Source organism: Sutterella wadsworthensis (assembly GCF_003315195.1).
Taxonomy (GTDB): Bacteria; Pseudomonadota; Gammaproteobacteria; order Burkholderiales; family Burkholderiaceae_F; genus Sutterella; species Sutterella wadsworthensis.
The window spans coordinates 1-16,401 of the sequence record NZ_QNRV01000003.1 but is presented as its reverse complement, the minus strand read 5'-3'; the positions used below and the strand labels follow the sequence as shown (position 1 = coordinate 16,401).

Annotated in this window: 16 protein-coding genes; 6 read left to right on the top strand and 10 right to left on the bottom strand. The window is 52.9% G+C overall.

Features of this window, described 5'->3' with window-relative positions; genetic code table 11:
* Window positions 1-48 precede the first annotated feature (48 nt).
* The 4 genes from yajC to DES29_RS02270 all read left to right on the top strand — a co-directional run bounded on the left by yajC (window position 49) and on the right by DES29_RS02270 (window position 5,700).
* The gene (yajC, locus tag DES29_RS02285; RefSeq protein ID WP_005430846.1) at window positions 49-396 is read left to right on the top strand and encodes a preprotein translocase subunit YajC; all 348 of its coding nucleotides are present in this window, start codon (window positions 49-51) and stop codon (window positions 394-396) included.
* A 176-nt stretch (window positions 397-572) separates the two neighbouring features.
* A complete protein-coding gene (secD, locus tag DES29_RS02280) occupies window positions 573-2,468 on the top strand; it encodes a protein translocase subunit SecD (RefSeq protein WP_021995648.1) in 1,896 nt (631 codons plus the stop codon).
* An 18-nt stretch (window positions 2,469-2,486) separates the two neighbouring features.
* Window positions 2,487-3,419, top strand: a complete 933-nt coding sequence (secF, locus tag DES29_RS02275) for a protein translocase subunit SecF (protein ID WP_016473607.1) — start codon at window positions 2,487-2,489, stop codon at window positions 3,417-3,419.
* A 424-nt stretch (window positions 3,420-3,843) separates the two neighbouring features.
* Window positions 3,844-5,700 (top strand): LTA synthase family protein, encoded by a 1,857-nt coding sequence (locus DES29_RS02270; protein ID WP_170126110.1) that lies wholly within the window; start codon window positions 3,844-3,846, stop codon window positions 5,698-5,700.
* Window positions 5,701-5,715: 15 nt separating this feature from the next.
* Here the strand turns inward: DES29_RS02270 and DES29_RS02265 are convergent, their stop codons facing one another.
* The 5 genes from DES29_RS02265 to thiM are packed head-to-tail and all read right to left on the bottom strand — an operon-like array spanning window position 5,716 to window position 11,761.
* Complete coding sequence (locus tag DES29_RS02265; RefSeq protein WP_046446654.1) at window positions 5,716-7,182, bottom strand: DUF3482 domain-containing protein; 1,467 nt, start codon at window positions 7,180-7,182, stop codon at window positions 5,716-5,718.
* Between the two features lie 53 nt (window positions 7,183-7,235).
* Window positions 7,236-8,624 carry a DUF2868 domain-containing protein gene (locus tag DES29_RS02260; RefSeq protein ID WP_113854376.1) on the bottom strand — a complete coding sequence of 463 codons (1,389 nt, stop codon included), beginning with the start codon at window positions 8,622-8,624 and terminating at the stop codon, window positions 7,236-7,238.
* Window positions 8,621-10,300: a phosphoethanolamine transferase gene (locus DES29_RS02255; RefSeq protein ID WP_021995642.1), complete on the bottom strand. Its 1,680-nt coding sequence runs from the start codon at window positions 10,298-10,300 to the stop codon at window positions 8,621-8,623. Before DES29_RS02255 ends, DES29_RS02260 begins: the two co-directional genes overlap by 4 nt.
* 10 nt (window positions 10,301-10,310) lie before the next feature.
* Entirely contained in the window at window positions 10,311-10,961 is a 651-nt protein-coding gene (thiE, locus tag DES29_RS02250; RefSeq protein WP_021995641.1) for a thiamine phosphate synthase, read from the bottom strand.
* Window positions 10,958-11,761: a hydroxyethylthiazole kinase gene (gene thiM, locus DES29_RS02245; protein WP_021995640.1), complete on the bottom strand. Its 804-nt coding sequence runs from the start codon at window positions 11,759-11,761 to the stop codon at window positions 10,958-10,960. The genes thiE and thiM overlap by 4 nt, the downstream gene beginning before the upstream one ends.
* Before the next feature lie 177 nt (window positions 11,762-11,938).
* Here thiM and lgt point away from each other — a divergent pair, with 177 nt between their 5' ends.
* Window positions 11,939-12,730, top strand: coding sequence for a prolipoprotein diacylglyceryl transferase (gene lgt, locus DES29_RS02240; RefSeq protein WP_021995639.1), 792 nt, complete (start codon window positions 11,939-11,941; stop codon window positions 12,728-12,730).
* A 90-nt stretch (window positions 12,731-12,820) separates the two neighbouring features.
* Here the strand turns inward: lgt and DES29_RS02235 are convergent, their stop codons facing one another.
* The 5 genes from DES29_RS02235 to DES29_RS02215 all read right to left on the bottom strand — a co-directional run bounded on the left by DES29_RS02235 (window position 12,821) and on the right by DES29_RS02215 (window position 15,683).
* Entirely contained in the window at window positions 12,821-13,636 is an 816-nt protein-coding gene (locus tag DES29_RS02235; protein WP_021995638.1) for a sulfite exporter TauE/SafE family protein, read from the bottom strand.
* A 34-nt stretch (window positions 13,637-13,670) separates the two neighbouring features.
* Window positions 13,671-14,183 carry an EVE domain-containing protein gene (locus tag DES29_RS02230; protein WP_005430828.1) on the bottom strand — a complete coding sequence of 171 codons (513 nt, stop codon included), beginning with the start codon at window positions 14,181-14,183 and terminating at the stop codon, window positions 13,671-13,673.
* A 363-nt stretch (window positions 14,184-14,546) separates the two neighbouring features.
* Window positions 14,547-14,936, bottom strand: coding sequence for a cell division protein ZapA (locus tag DES29_RS02225; protein WP_005430826.1), 390 nt, complete (start codon window positions 14,934-14,936; stop codon window positions 14,547-14,549).
* 24 nt (window positions 14,937-14,960) lie between these two features.
* Complete coding sequence (locus DES29_RS02220) at window positions 14,961-15,176, bottom strand: hypothetical protein (protein ID WP_016473618.1); 216 nt, start codon at window positions 15,174-15,176, stop codon at window positions 14,961-14,963.
* A gap of 3 nt (window positions 15,177-15,179) precedes the next feature.
* Window positions 15,180-15,683, bottom strand: a complete 504-nt coding sequence (locus tag DES29_RS02215) for an outer membrane protein assembly factor BamE (RefSeq protein ID WP_005430824.1) — start codon at window positions 15,681-15,683, stop codon at window positions 15,180-15,182.
* 99 nt (window positions 15,684-15,782) lie between these two features.
* Between DES29_RS02215 and fur the strand changes: the two genes are divergently transcribed.
* Window positions 15,783-16,253, top strand: a complete 471-nt coding sequence (gene fur, locus DES29_RS02210) for a ferric iron uptake transcriptional regulator (RefSeq protein WP_005430823.1) — start codon at window positions 15,783-15,785, stop codon at window positions 16,251-16,253.
* Window positions 16,254-16,401 lie beyond the last annotated feature (148 nt).

The following is a 16,401-nucleotide window of genomic DNA, read 5'->3' as shown; positions in this document are numbered from 1 at the left end:
GAATTCCCGAACGTTTTCTTGATCCGTTCTTATTTGATTGGAGTCTTCATGTTGTTCCCTATCAGCGATGCCCTGGCAGCGGGCGAAGCCGCTTCCGCCGGCGGGATGGAAAGCTTCCTCGTTCAGGTTGTCCCGCTCATCGTCATTTTCGTGGTGTTCTGGTTCTTCCTGATCCGTCCGCAGCAGAAGCGTCAAAAGGAGCACGCCAAGATGTGCGACGCGCTCGCCAAGGGTGATGAAGTGATGACCATGGGCGGCATCTCCGGCCGCATTGAGAGCGTTGACGAACAGTCGATGGCTCTGCAGGTCGCTTCCGTGGACGGCAAGCCCGTCGTTATCCGCATGCAGCGCTCCGCGGTGCAGATGGTTCTGCCGAAGGGCTCGGTTAAGTTCTAATTGAACGCCGTATTTCCGGTCCGGTTCACCGGTCGGAATCGGCTCTCTTGGAGGCCCGGCGCCGCTTTTTCAGCGGCATCGGGCCTGCGCTTGCTGAGGGGCCGCCTTGACGCAGCTCATCTCATCCGCAAGTGCGGAGACCACCCTTCAAAACTGGCAATTGGAGACAGCGAACGATGAATCGCTATCCTCTCTGGAAATACATTCTGATCGGCATCGTGCTCATTATTGGGCTCGTCTATACGCTGCCGAACTTTTACGGTGAGTCGCCTGCGGTGCAGGTTACCTCCGGCAAGGCAACGGTGAAGGTCACCGAGCAGACGCTCTCGCAGGTAGAGACTGCGCTCGCGAACGCGAACCTCAAGCCCAACGGGCTCTTCTTTGAACAAGGCGCACAGCAAAATACCATCCGCGTGCGTTTTGATCCGACTCAGACTGAAGAGCAGCTTCGTGCGCGCGAAGTGATTGAGAAGACGCTCAATTCCGATCCGAAGGATCCGAGCCATATCGTGGCTTTGAATTTGGTGCCGAATACGCCTCGATGGCTTCTTTCGATCAATGCTCTGCCGATGTATCTGGGTCTTGACCTGCGCGGCGGTGTGCACTTCCTGTTGCAGGTTGACATGCGTGCGGCGCTCACCAAGCGTGCAGACGCCATTGCTGCCGATCTGCGTACGCAGCTTCGCGACAAGCGCATCCGTCACACCGGCATCAGCCGTATCGGCAACGATGTTGAAGTCAGTTTTGCGACGGCCGAAGAACGCGATCGCGCAAACGATCTCCTGCGCAACACGCAGCCTGATTTGCTGCTCACGCTGCCCGAAGCCTCCAAGGCTCCTTATGTGATCCACGCGGAGCTTTCGCAGAAGGCTATTCAGAACGTACAGAATTACGCGCTGAAGCAGAATATCTCGACGCTTCACAATCGAATCAATGAACTCGGTGTGGCCGAACCGGTCATTGCGCAGCAGGGTGCCGACCGCATCGTGGTGCAGCTCCCGGGTGTGCAGGATACGGCTAAGGCCAAGGACATTCTCGGCCGCACGGCGACGCTTGAAGTGCGCCTTGTTGACGATTCTCCCGAAGCCTTGGCTCAGCTCGCGCAGGGCACGGTGCCTTTTGGCGACGAACGCTTCACTGACCGTGACGGACGTCCGATTCTGGTCAAGCGCCGCGTGATCCTTACGGGTGAAAATCTCAACGATGCGCAGCCGGGCTTTGACAGTCAGACGCAGGAACCGACCGTCAACCTTGAGCTTGATAACCGCGGTGCCCGTATCTTCCAGGAAGTCACCCGCGAAAACGTTGGTCGCCGCATGGCCATCCTGCTCTTTGAAAAGGGCAAAGGCGAGGTCGTGACGGCTCCGGTTATTCGTCAGGAAATTGGCGGCGGCCGCGTGCAGATTTCCGGTCAGATGACGACCATGGAGGCGACTGATACAGCGCTGGTGCTTCGTGCGGGTTCGCTTGCCGCACCGATGGAAATCGTTGAGGAACGCCTGATCGGCCCGAGCCTCGGTGAAGCCAACATTGAGGCGGGCTTCCGCTCAACGCTTTACGGCTTCATTGTGATTGCTGTTTTCATGGCGCTTTACTATCAGGTCTTCGGTGTGGTGAGTGCCATATCGCTGATCTGCAACGTCATGATGCTGATTGCGATTCTGTCGATGCTGCAGGCAACGCTCACGCTGCCGGGTATTGCGGCTATCGCGCTTACGCTCGGTATGGCCGTTGACTCGAATGTGCTGATTAACGAACGTGTTCGTGAAGAACTGCGCATCGGACGACAGCCTCAGACCGCTATCAGTGAGGGCTATGAACGCGCTTTTGCCACGATTCTGGACTCGAACGTAACGAGCTTGATCGCCGGTTTGGCGCTCTTGATCTTTGGTTCCGGCCCGGTTCGCGGCTTTGCTGTGGTGCACTGCTTGGGCATTGGGACTTCGATTTTCACTTCCGTCATCGTTTCCCGCGCCCTGATCAACTTGATCTACGGCCGCCAGAAGAAGCTTACGAGCGTCCATATCGGCCAAATCTGGCGTCCGGACCCCGCGAAGGTTCAGGCGAAGTAAGCGAGGAGAGACAAGAAAATGGAATTCTTCCGCATTCATCGAACCATTCCGTTCATGCACTATCGCCATGTGCTGAACGCGATTTCGTTCGTCAGCTTCATCGTCGCTGTGTATTGGATTTTCACGCACGGTTTGGCGCTTTCAATCGAGTTCACTGGCGGCACTCAGCTTGAGGTTAAGTATCCGTCAGCGGCCAACACTGAACAGATCCGCGAGGATCTCGGGCAGGTTTCCAAGGAAGTGCTCGTGCAGACTTTCGGCACGGCGAGCGACGTGGTGATTCGCGTCCCGACCAAGGAAGGACAGACGTCCGGCCAGGTTGCCGCTGAAGTGATGAAGGTGCTGCAGGCGAAAACTCCTGATGTGCAGTTAAAGAGTACGGAGTTTGTCGGCCCTCAGGTGGGCGATGAGCTCGCTCGCGACGGCGGTACGGCGCTTGCCTTGGTGGTGGTGGGCATCATGATCTACTTAGCCTTCCGCTTTGAGTGGAAGTTCTCAGTGGCAGCCATCATCGCCAACCTCCACGATATTGTGATCGTGGTGGGCATCTTCTCAGTCATGCACTGGGAGTTCACGCTGCCGGTATTGGCGGCGGTGCTCGCTGTCTTGGGTTACTCGGTGAACGAGTCGGTGATTATTTTCGACCGCGTACGAGAGCACTTTCGCACGATGCGTCGTGCTGACAGCATGGAAGTTGTGAATTCGGCCATTACGGCGACGATTTCTCGTACGGTCATTACCCATACGTCCACGCTCTGCATGACGCTCTCGATGTTCTTCTTCGGCGGTCCAGCGCTTCACTACTTCTCACTTGCTCTGACGATCGGCATTTTGCTGGGCGTTTATTCCTCCGTCTTCGTGGCGGCGGCGATCGCCCTCTATCTCGGCGTCAAGCGCGAGGATCTCGTTAAGCAGCGTAAGCGCGACGAAGTTGAGGAAATGGTGCCGTAACGTTGAATCTAAAAAGAGTTAGTTAATTAAAGGGTGTTACAAAAGCCATAGACTGGCTGGCGTAACACCCTTTTTTTCTGGTCGATTGATCTAGTTGACCTAATTCAAAGCACAATTTTTATAAAATAATTCTTACTATTGTTTGTGCAATGATGGTTCTATGAAATTTATTGTTCATTACGATGGATTGTTCTGATGCAGTGGTGCAGAGATAGCCTTTTTTAGGCCTTGATGATGCGTTAATTTAATGGGTTTGTTAATGTTGAAAGTGGCTTCTGATCGGTGGGTTGAAAAGTGTATCAATTCATTGGTATTCGTGATTTCATCTACGTTTGTACTTAGTCTAATCCGTATATTCTTCTTTCATCACTACAAGTCTCCCGATTTAGTGTGGAGTGATTTTTACCCGGCCTTAATAATGGGGATGAGAGTTGATGCTAAATGGCTATTAATATTTATAGCGGCGGCATGGGTATTATTATTGCTGAGTTATTGGCGGCCTTATTTTTGGCGATATACGATCGCTGTTGGTGTTGTTGGTCAAGCGATTATGGTTGGTCTTTCGCTTGGTAATTATGGGTTTTATGGTTTTTATGGAACGCCATTTAGCCCGCTAGTCTTTGGGTTATTTCAGGATGATACGGAAGCTATCCTAGTAACGCTGTGGAAAGATTGGCCTATTTTTTCATATTTAATCGCTTGGGTGTTGTTGACGATCATTCCTATTATTATTGTTTTTTCTGTTAGAAAAATAATTTCAAGTGCGGCGTCATTTGGCGTTGGGTGTGTTCAGAAAAAAGATTCGTTGTTTATTTATATTGTTATTGCACTTATCGGAACGATTTCTGTGGTAGGTGTTATTCGTGGTGGTTTAGGTAAGTTTCCTCTTCGGCAGCAGGATTTTTCGGTTTCTACGAATGCCTTTATAAATGCTACTGTCCCCGGAGGTGCGGCTGCATTTTATGAGGCATGGAAAGGTCAGAATGCCATAAAATTTAATGGCGGATCTCAAATGGCTTTGGTGGAAATGGGATTTAAAAATAAGGGCGAAGCAGAAGCGGCTATATCAAAAATTCGAATCACAGGTTCGGTAATTGAAGAAAAGCGTCATTCTGCAGATCATGTTGTAGTCGTTATAATGGAGTCAATGGGGCGTGATATTTTTGATACTCAAAATTTGCCGAAGAATGATGTTTTAGGGGAGTTGGCTAATCAATTAGAGCGAGCAGTTGTTTTTAGAAATGGAGTAAGTATTAATAATGGTACATTCCCGTCGTTAGAGGGAATACTTTTTGATACTTCAATCTCACCTTTGACTCAAAGTCGTTATGGTAAAAAACGATTCCCATTTTCAAATTATCTGCCATTCAAAGAAGCAGGTTACAAAATGGTATTCTTGACGTCAGGTTCGGAAGCTTGGCGTATGATTAATGACAATTTTCCAATTCAAGGCTTTGATGAGATCGTTGGTTCTGTAGCTTTATCTAAAGAATTCCCCGAAGCAGAGGTGGGCACTTGGGGTATTGGTGATAAATGGATGTTTGATAAAGCAGTGGATATTTTGAAAGAGGCTGATGAAAAAAGAGAAAAAATATGTTTAGTCATATTGTCTACTACTAATCATCCACCGTTCAAAGTTCCTGATGGAATTTTGGTAAATCCCGTCGACCCAAATTTATTGCCTTCATTTGTCAAGGATGAACGCTCTAAATGTATACCTTCATTTGAAACTTATCAGTATGCGGCAAATGCTTTGGGTGTTTTTGTAAAATCGATCTATTCAGAAGGTTTATCTAATAATACTGTTGTTGTAGCTACTGGCGATCATAATGCACGTTTGCAATATGATTCGATTGATTATTTGCCTCATATGCGAGGCGTCCCCTTACTGTTCTGGTTGCCAGATTCTTGGGATGATGTGAGGGCTAAGGCTGATACAACCCGTTGGGTTTCTCATCGGGATATATTCCCGTCGATTCTTGGTATGGTATTGGGAGTGCCGCCTAAAATTCATGAAGGCCGGGACCTGTTTTCTAATGAAACGTTCGATTTGGCACTTTCTTTTACAACGTTTGGCGATAAGGGTTTTGCCATTGGTTCTTGGGGAGCTGTTGGTTTAAATAATGGTGGGCAAGTTACTTGTATGCGATGGAATGGTGATCGGCTGGACTTGCTTGATGTTTGTACAGGAGAGTTTAAGCTTATGGCTGATGCAGCTAGAGCTCAGCGTGCCATTTCGGATTATCAAGTACGAGAGGGAGTTTTGGCTGCTCCAAAATGATTTGATTCAAGACGTTTAATATTCGTCTGAAGGATAGAGTGTTTTAAAGATATTTTTGATAATGTGATCTATAGCATTTATCAAAGTGCTAATAGAGGTATCAATATCTTCTGTGCGAAGAGGTTCAAAGGAGAATTTTTCTTCCTGAATAGCGCGAAGCGCTGCATCCTTCCAAAACTCTGGAGATTCACTTTCCTTCCAATCTCCTCGGCCACGACCATAGTGTGCTACTGCGAGATAGAGCAGCACAGTTTCAAGAAGAAATCCGGTCAACGCTTTTTCACTCCAAAAAAGCTCAGCGCCGGATTTTTTCTTTTGAAGATTCCAAGCATGCGCGGCCCCCATGCCGCTCACGGCTCCAATGAGCCCGCCAACCAGTGTTGAAAGTCCCATCGTAAGGCCGGCGGCAGAGAGGTCAATCGCAAGCCCAGCCGCGGCTCCGGAAGCCGCTCCAATACTGGTGCCGACGGCCGCCGCGCTCTGCGGATCGACGGAATAGACAGCCAAATCCCAGTCCGTCTTCATGCGCTGGAAGATTTCCTTGGAAACACCTGTGCCGGAAAGACCATTGTCGGCGATGAGTTTGGACGTTAAGGCATAAAAACTGTCGGCGGCTTGAGATGCCATGGCTGCTTGAGCGTCGGCAATCACATCTCGCTCGTCTCTAAAGAGTCCTAAACGCCGTCCCACACTTACCGCTCGTTCCCTCAGCGTAGGTGTTGGCAGTGAAACATGTGCTGACACGGCTTGCTGCAGATGCCTGGCCATAGCTTCGATGGAATTGGCATAAGCGGCTTGGCGGCCTCGGCGCCAAACAGACTGCAGTACTTTGTAAGCGGCCTCATCCTCAGCAGGAAGAACGTCACCGATGGCATTGAAAAGCATTTCTTCCTGTACCCAGCAACGGGCAAAAGCATCCATCGCCAGCACTTTTTTGACAAACGGCCAAGGTTTGAGCGCTGTCTTCCAAGCCTCCACCTGCGCATGTTCAATGTCCGGCGCCTGCGGTTTTCCCATTTGGTTGAGAAGCACAATGACCGGTTTGCCGATCCAGCTGAGAATTTGCATCTCTGCCTGAATGTAGGGCGTTTTGTCCGGTGTTTCCGCGATATTGACGAGGTAGAGAACGACACTTGAAATATCGCGGATGTGTCTCACTGCTTTCTGGTCAAGCCAAAAAGATTTGTTGGTGAAGCGATCCCACACTTCAGAGAGGAACCATCCGAGCGGGTTGGAGCGGCCTTCAAGGCGTTTAGCCAGAGCGACGGAATTGCCAAAGCCCGGCGTATCCCAGAGGATGAGCTCGCTGCCATCCTGACCGCGGGCGAGAAGGTAGTCATCCGTTGTTTCTGTAACATGAGCACGGTCGGCAATCTCACCCACGTCACGCATGAGCAGTGTTCGGGCGAGCGTTGTTTTGCCGATGTTCGTGTGGCTCACAAGGCTCAGGTGAATGCGCAGGGAATCTTGCTGGTCGGCCATGGTGAAAGCATTGATCAATCCAATAGCTTCATTATCGCCCGAGGTGAATGATCTCAACGGAGCCCATTCACTTCAAGCGGTATGTCATGCTGTGCGGCAAAGTGTTCCCAAAGCGCTCGGCGGCTTTGGATGCGTTCGGGCACGTCCGCAAAGCGCGTTTGGAGTTCGGAGAAATCGAGATGGAGGACCGTATTTGCGCAACGCTTTCGAATGGCGTCAATCAATAGTCCGTGCACATCTTCTTCGGGGGTAGCTGAGGGATCCAACTCCAGTACGGTGCGGTCCCCTGCTTGCGGGGTAAAGGCAGCAAGCTCTGGAAAATCAGGGGCACTCCATGGATTGACTGACAGGAGAGGCGTTCCTTGGTTTGCTGCTGGGTGATTAGATCCGTTGAGAAGCCAAGTCTTGACAGAATGGTTTGCGGCCGTCTGCAGAAGCTGCTCAGTTCGCGAGCTGTCTATGGGAACGATGAGCGTTTGTGCTGCTCGAGCAGCACAGAACATGGAAATGGCAGCCAAAACGGCGCGCGGGACGATGATGAGGCTGACAATGCTCCAGATCATGCGGGCAAGCCACGGCGCTCCGGCAGAAAGCGCTGCCGCACTTGGGGCAGAGCCGTCAACTCGCAGCGCAGAGAGTGCAGAAGCGTCCGGCAGCGGTGAGAGGCCAGGGAGGAAATCCGGCAGCCAACCGTACAGTCCTTGAAGAATGGCAGCAACAACATCGGGCTTGTCGGCAAACCATGTACTTTCCCAGACAGCCCAATAGGCGGTTCCAATGCCGCGCACAAGGAGGCTCGCCGCCAATCCGATGCCGAAGGCCAGTGCTGCCCAATGCAGAACCGCGCGGAATCGCCAGGCGGTTTGAGGCAGGAGAAGCGGCAGGAGTTTATTGAAGTAGGTCTTGTCGGTAGGTTTGCCGATGGCAACGAAGCGCATGACATGCGCGGCAGATCCAAGGATTCTGGCAAGTGCGGACGAAAGACCGGCAGGGCTGGTGCTGCGTCGGAAGCTGATAACCAGTCCTGCAATGGCGGCAAGCATCGCGAGGATGTTCCAGGCGAACACAGTCAGAAGCGGCGGAGAGAGGAGGTTAAGTTGCGCGCCAGCACTGGTGAGCTGATCCGTCACAGCCCCAGAAAAAAAGCCGAGAAAAATGATGCCTAAGGAAATGCTTTTTATAAGCCACCCTGTCTGCGGCAGCCGAGGCCGCTTCAGGCTGGGGTCATGCTTCGTCATGCGCGAAAGCACCAGTTTGGCACGGGTGAGGAGAAATGCCTGAATGTCACTTTTGCCGGCGACGGCCAGTGCGTCGCGTGAAGCGGCATCACTTTCTGCTGCGCTCCATCCCTTCGGCGGGTGTGCTTCAAGCGCTTCTGCTTGAAGCAGTTCCTCGGCTTCAGGAAGAGAGACTTTCAGTACGGGGGGAGTGGCTTCCTTCATGGGGTGTCTGATGACGGCATCTGCGGATCTTGGATAGGTAAATGAGGCTTCATCCAACTATAGTCGTCGGCAATGAGGACTTGCCGAGGATCTTCGCCTTTCCAGTTGATACCAGCAAGCTCAAGCATGAGCGGACTTAAAAAATCAGCGCGGAACGGACGATTTTCATATGGATTGAAGCTTCGCTCGGAGCTCCAGATCAGAAACGGAATGCGGTAGCTTGATGGCGCTGTTTGTGAGTGACCCGCCCGGTTTGCTGTATCTCCCAGCTCCTGACCGTGGTCGGATAGAAAAATCCAGTCTAACGGAGACTTGGCTGAGGCCTGAGCATTTTTAGAGAGGTGAAAGAGTTCCGACAGCACCTCGTCCTGATAGCGCATAGCCCAGTCATATTGATTGCGGGCGGCAACCACCCATGGGGATCGGTCGAGATGATTCAGATTCTGCATCACCTGGTCGTGTCCCCAGTCAATTTCGTCTGAATCGCGGAACCTCAGCGCGTAGTGTGGATGCGCTCCGATCAGATGGACAACGATCAGTTTCCTCGGAGCCGGATCAGCAAGTGCCTGTTTAAAGGTTGGCAAAACATTCAGATCCATCGATGCGCTTGAACGTCCGGTCATGCGGTTGATGAACTGCGCTTCAGAGGCAAAGACGGCATATTGCGTTTGAATGGCTATGTCGTCCTGATTACTGATCCAATGCACTGTCCATCCAGCGGCGCTAAAGAGCGCAAAGAGATTGATGCGGCCGTCACCCGCAGACTGCGGAACAGGAAAGGTGAACATGGAACGGAAGGCTGCGATGGTCGAGGTGTCTACGGACCAAGCCTGCCTGAAGGTGCCTAAATTTGAATCTGTTGATTCGAGGGCTTTAAGCTTCGGCGTGGTATCACGTGAGTACCCATAAAGACTCCAGTCGTCCCGAGTAGTGCTTTCGCCGATGACCAAGACGATTGTGCGTGGAGCTGATGAAGCATCCAGCAAAACCGATCTGGCTTCGGTAATTTCTGCGGCTTCATGTTGGTCGGCTTTCATCCAGATCGATTGCATCCCAGCGACGGATTCCATCCATTTAGACCAAAAAATAGGGGGATAGTGAATTCGCCAGGAGGGTTTGGCCCAGCTGAGGATACAGACGGACGCAAAAAGCAGCATCCAGAATCGCCAAAGCCACTGCCCCCAACCGGAAGCCATCGCGTTGTCTGAAGACGTCTTGCTCGCCAAATACATGACGAATAGGGCGGCAGTTAACGCGGCGAGACAGAGTAACGTCCCCAAGAGCGCCCCGGTCCATTCGGTAGCCAAAAAGCCTAGAGCTTCGTCAAGATTGGTATTGGCTGCTGATTCCAATACGAAAGTCGACATGGGTTCGGCCGAGTACGTTTGATAGAGGAATGCCCGTAGAGCAGCGTCGATAAAAGTAAGCAGCAGTCCGACAACGGCTGCAGCGAGACACACTTTTTGCCAGCCGCTTCGTGACTTGTTGCTTCGGGCGGGCAAAGATAGCAGCCAGAGCGCAATAAACGGAACGATAAAGACGGCATGCTGCAGGGCGCGTTTAGCATTGACGCCGCAGAAGTAAGCACTCGCTGTCAGCAAAAAAAGAAACAGTGCAGTCCATGCGGCAGCTCGATGAGGTGTCCACAAGGACCCGAAGACAGAGGGGAATGGCATTACGGTCTCTTTAAGACTGTTTGCGGTTGCTCTGGAATGCTTTCAAGAGACTGACGGAAGCTGCATAGGGATCTGGCTGACCACAAATAGCTGAAATAACAGCAATGCCGTCAACGCCAGCTGCGCCGACTTGCGCAGCATTGTTGATGTGAATGCCGCCAATGGCCACTGAAGGCTTCTGCGCCTTGGCAGCGATAGATTGCAGTGCGGTGAGACCAATGGCCGCGCCCGCATCCGGTTTGGATTGCGTAACGAAAATCGGTCCGATGCCGACGTAGTCCACAAGAGCGAGTTCGTCAGGGCGGCAATCCTCAAGCGAACCTAAAGACAGTCCCAGAATGCGATTGCTGCCGATCAGCTGTCGGGCATCTGCCGGGGTCAGATCCTGCTGCCCAACGTGCAGACCGTCGGCATTCGCAGCGAGCATTACATCGGCGTGGTCATCAATGATGAGCGGTACATGGAAAGGTGTAAGCGCAGATTTGAGTGCGCGAGCGCATTCCGTCATACGGCGCTTTTTCCAGGTTGGTGCCCGCAGCTGCACAATGCCCGCACCAGCTTGCACCGCTGCCAATGCTGTTTCAACAATGCCGACAGATTGGCTGCAAAGATCTGGATCCAGAACAAGGTAGAGCGCAAGATTAAGCGGCTTATCGGTCATGCCGCATCTCCGACAGTGAGCGCTTCAGGCTGGGCGAGGTAGAGTGCATCAAGATATTCATCATGGAAGCTCCCCGGCCCTTTGGCCTGTTTTGCGGCAGTGCCGGCTGCGTATTTCGCGAGTGCACAAGCGGAAATGGCGGCATCAACGGGATCTTTTTCCACTGCTGCAAAAGCTGCGCAGAGCGCCGAGAGTGAGCATCCGGTGCCCACCACAAGCGTCGTCATGACGTTGCCTCCGGCGATGGAGAGTGTTCGCTTACCGTCAGTCGCATAATCAACCGGGCCTGTAACACAAACTACAGTTCCTGTTTCTTCGGCAAGCCGCTGAGCGGCAGATAGGGCGGTTCGGCTGTCGTCTGTGCTGTCGACGCCCTTGCCGCCCTTTCCGGCACCGGCCAGTGCAAGAATCTCACTGGCGTTGCCGCGAAGAATGGTTGGTTTAAGTGCAAGGAGCTCCCGAATGGCTTGTGTTCGCCAAGGGGTTGCGCCAGCGGCTACTGGGTCAAGTACCCAGGGAACGCCATGGTCATTGGCAGCTTGAGCACAGGCTTTCATTACCGCGACACGCTCTGGGTACGGTGTGCCGGTGTTGATGAGCAGAGCTCCCGAGATGGCCGTAAAGACAGGTGCTTCTTCCATCGCGACAACCATTGCGGGGGACGCACCGGCGGCGAGCAGTACGTTTGCAGTGATTTCCTGAACTACTTCGTTGGTGAGGCAGTGTACGAGCGGCCGATTGGCACGAAGTGCGGTGAGCGCATGAGCTACGGTAGTTGAAGAAACAGTCTGTACCGACATGAAAGGCGGCTCCTTTAGGGTTCTGTATGGAGGTCGAGTGTTCTGCTGCATTGTGAAAATCGCTTTCAGAGCGACGACACACACTATCTCACGAGTCCAAGTACGTCAATGAAGTCTTCGTGAATAACCGCATCGTTAGAATGAGCGCTCTTATAAAAAAGTTGCAGTGGTTGCCGCATGCTGATTCATCCGCAGTTTGATCCCATCGCGTTCTCTATCGGTCCTTTGGGAGTGCATTGGTACGGTTTGATGTACCTTTTGGGTTTTCTCGCTTTCTGGCTCCTCGGTCGTCGACGAGCGCAGGATGATTGGAGGGGCGTGACGCCCGACGATGTTGAGAACCTTCTTTTCTGGGGCGTTTTTGGCGTTGTGCTGGGCGGCAGGCTGGGCTACTGTCTTTTTTATCAGCCTGCGTGGTACTTGACTCATCCCCTTCAGATCTTCTCGGTTTGGCAGGGCGGAATGAGTGCGCATGGCGGTCTGTTGGGAGTGCTTATCGTGATGGCGCTCTATGTTCGCAGACATGGCATGCAGTTTTGGCAGCTGACGGATTTTGTGGCTCCGCTCGTACCTTTGGGACTTTTTTTCGGCCGCATCGGGAACTTTATCAATGGCGAGCTTTGGGGCAGGCCAGCTTCGCCGGACCTTTCGTGGGCCATGATTTTTCCTCAGGCGCAGGATGGCGGTATCCCTCGTCATCCTTCCCAGCTTTATGAAGCAGGTCTGGAAGGGCTGGCCCTTTTTGTGGTGCTTTGGCTTTATTCCCGCAAGCCGAGACCGGTCGGCAGAACAGCCGCTTTGTTTGCCTTGGGTTATGGGGCAGCGCGGTTTGTGAGCGAATACTTCCGAGAACCCGATGCGTTTCTTGGATTGCAGGCATTGGGGCTTTCGCGCGGACAGTGGCTTACGCTGCCGTTGATTCTCGCTGGGCTGACGCTTTGGGTCTGGGCGGGACGCCGGCGTATCTGACTTTTCAGTGGAAAAAGTGAAAAAACGAGCTTGGCTCCGGGAATGAAGCCAAGTTCATTTTTTATCAAACAATCTGCTTTGAAAAGCTGCTTAGAAGGCGCTGATTGCCTTATAGAGCATGTAAGTTGCAAGCAGGAAAAGCACGCTGGCGAAGATACGCTTTAAAGGCTTCGTATCAATCGAGTGTGCGACCTTTGCGCCGAACGGCGCAAAAAAGATGCTCGTTGCGGCGACACAGACAAGGGCCGGCAGATGAATATAACCGATTGTGTAGGGCCAGCCGGGCAGTCCCGTCAAATGCCAGCCGCTGATGATATAGCCAATGGTGCCGGCAAACGCGATGGGGAAGCCAAAGGCGGCGGATGTGCCGACGGCGTTATGCATCTTGACGTTGCACCAGGTCATGAAAGGCACGGAAATAAAACCGCCGCCAGCTCCCACCAGCGCGGAAATCACGCCGATAACCGTACCGGCACCAAACATGCCTGCAGGTCCGGGCAGATGACGCGAAGGCGTGGGTTTGGCATTGAGGAACATTTTTGCGGCAGAAGTGTAGACAAACACGGCAAAAATGAGCGCAACCCAGAAGGTCGGCAGCGCGCCGGAAACTTGAGCCCCCACGACAGCACCGACGAGAATGCCTGGGGCCATCGAAAACACAACATTCCAGAGAACCGCGCCGCGCTTGGCGTGTGCACGCACGGAGGAGAGCGACGTGAAAAGGATCGTGCCCATTGAGGTGGCGATGGCTACGTGCACGATGTGCTCAATCGGAATGCCTGCATAGCCGAGAAGCAGCGTGAGGAAAGGTGTTAGCACCATGCCGCCGCCGATGCCGAGCAGTCCGGCAAGGAATCCGGTGCAGCATCCGAGCGCCGCTAGAGCGAGGATGATTTGAATCTCCATTGGGTGAATCTCCGAGGTGATCTAGGTTTGTTGTTTATGACTGAGGTTTGGCAAGATGCTCGACGATGAATAGGAAATCTTTCTTTTCAACCGGAGTAATAGACAAACGGTTGCCTCGTCGAAGAATGAGCATGTCGGCAAGTTCTGGCTGAGCTCTCAAAATGCTGACAGGAATGACTGGAAATTTGACGAGTGCTTCAACATCCACCGCCACCCAACGCGGTGCATCCTTTGTGGATTTGGGATCGAAATAGTCACTTTTTTCGTCGAACTGGCAGGTATCAGGATATGGTTTCGAGGCGATGCGCGCGATGCCGACGATGCCGGGGTTGGGGCAGCTTGAATGGTAAAAGAGCACGGCGTCTCCAACCTTCATTTGGTCTCGCATAAAGTTACGCGCCTGATAATTGCGTACGCCGAACCATGAGACGGCGTGATTGGTTGCTGCGAAGGCGTCGTCAATCGAACACTCCGACGGTTCCGTCTTCATCAGCCAAAATCCGGATGCTTCGGCGCATACGGCAGCTGTTTTGGGGTCTATGGCCATCACGCGGTCCAATCCTGAAAGTAGGAAAGGGCAGTCTCTCAGCGAAAGACTGCCCTTGAAAATCAAGAACCTGCAGCGGGGCGGGGCTACGTATCCTGAACCGGGAGTTCAGGGCGGTCGGCTCCGGAGCGGAACGGGCTGGACACCGCGTGACCGGCACTCAATCGGCTCTCGAGTAGGCCAACCTATTGCAGGATGCATTGGTTCTAGGTACCTTGGAGCCCGGATGCTTGCCGCTGCAGGACTTAAGTTCATTCTACCTGGAATCACACTTCGCGCAAGTGATCAAAAACCACTGCCGCATAAAACTTGATCCAAGAGAAATAGGAAGCCCCGCATTTGCGGGGCTTCCTGCTGATCACCTTAGAAGAGCGATCCCATCTTTGCGTCTCGGAAGAGTGCCTCTTCGCAGAGACTGCAAAGCGAATGAATTTCTGCAAAGAGCGCTGAATCAGCCTCATTTGGGGTTGATGCCGCTGTCGGTACAGCTGCCGCAGGAGTTTGCTGCTGAACCGGCTGCGGAGGCGCAGCCGCGGTTTTCTTAGCGTCATGCTCGCGCTTCTTGGCGTCATAAGCCAACTCGAGCGCAGTAAGAACTGCAATCTGATCAATTGCAATAACGCGGCCGGCGGCACGTACGGCGAGCATTTGTTCATTGACCTGGCGCGCACAGTCTTCAAGCATCTTTTCCTCGCCGGTGGTAACGGCAAGGCGGTAGTTGCGATCAAAAATTGTGACGTTGACTTCGGACATGGTGGTCTCCGCGAAGGAAAACGGTCAGGACGCAGAACCAGCGTCACGAAATTGCGACAGCATCTCGTCGACTTTCTTCTTCATTTCATGAAGTTGCTGGCGAGCGCGTTTGAGTTCAGCGTCGCGAACTTCAAGCTGGTGGGCGAGTTGCTGACGCTGATCGCGTTCGTTCTGCAGGCGGTTGATGAGCTGCGTCACGAGACTGCGAAGTCTCTCGACTTCCTGCTGGATGGTAGGCATGCGTTACTCGGCAGAGGATGGGGACGGTTCGGTCGAAGTCTTAGGGGCGGCCGCCGGAATATCGGTCTTAGGCAGACGAGGTTCAAACGTATCGATCGTCCCCAGAATCAATTGGTCGGCCTGCTGTTCATCCGGGAGCGGATCAGATGTCCAGTGATCTACCCGACGGTCTTCATTAAAGAAAACAGTGAGAGAACGAACCTGCTCTTCACCGTTGCCGCGCCGCAGATAGTAGGTATAGTCCCAGCGGTTTTCGTGGAACGGATCCTTAATGAGCGGTACGCCGAGCAGAAACTGTACTTGAGCGTCAGTCATGCCCTTCTCAAGCTGCAGCGCCATCTCGCTCGTTACGAGGTTCCCTTGATGTACGTCGGCACGGTAGGGCTTCAAAATGTAGGGCACGTAGGACGTGGCGGTGTCCATCACGTTCGATACGGTAGAGCACCCGCTCAGGCCGATTGCGCATGCAGCCGCCGTCGTAAATGAAAGGATGTGTCGTTTGAGCATAAACCGAATAGAATTGGAATTTCAGTGCAAGATCTCGTCGCGAGCTCTTCAACTGCGTATCATAAAGACTCTATTGAACAAAGACAGGATGGTTAGGTCGTGAAGGAAAACCAACAGCAGCAGTCGGCCGATCTGAAGACCATGGGCCTTAAGGTTACAGTGCCGCGCCTCAAGATTCTAGATTTGTTTCAGAAGCTTTCAGAGTCTCACGAAGCTGGTAAGCGCCATCTGTCAGCTGAAGAAGTGTACAAGCTTCTTCTAGAGGAAAACAGCGACATTGGCCTGGCGACGGTTTATCGTGTGCTCACTCAGTTTGAAAATGCAGGCATTCTTGTGCGCCGTCATTTCGACGAAGGGCGAGCGACCTACGAGCTTCAGGAAGGTCGGCACCATGACCATCTCGTTTGCGTGCGTTGCGGCAATGTTGAAGAATTCGTTGACCCGGAAATTGAGCGCGCTCAGCGTCAGGTTGCCGCACGAAAGGGATACGAGCTCACCGATCATTCACTGGTGTTGTACGGCATCTGCGGCGATTGCCGCAAGAAGGAACAGAAAAACGACGAGATCTGATGAAATCGGATCGTTGACGCTGTTCTCCAAAGGACTTTCGAGCGGTATGGCTTCCTGAACTACGGGTTACCTGCTCTACATTTCGAATCGCCGCGGTGGTTCAGAAAGCTGGAGCAATTCAAAACAGCGCCGACGCGAGGCAGGAATA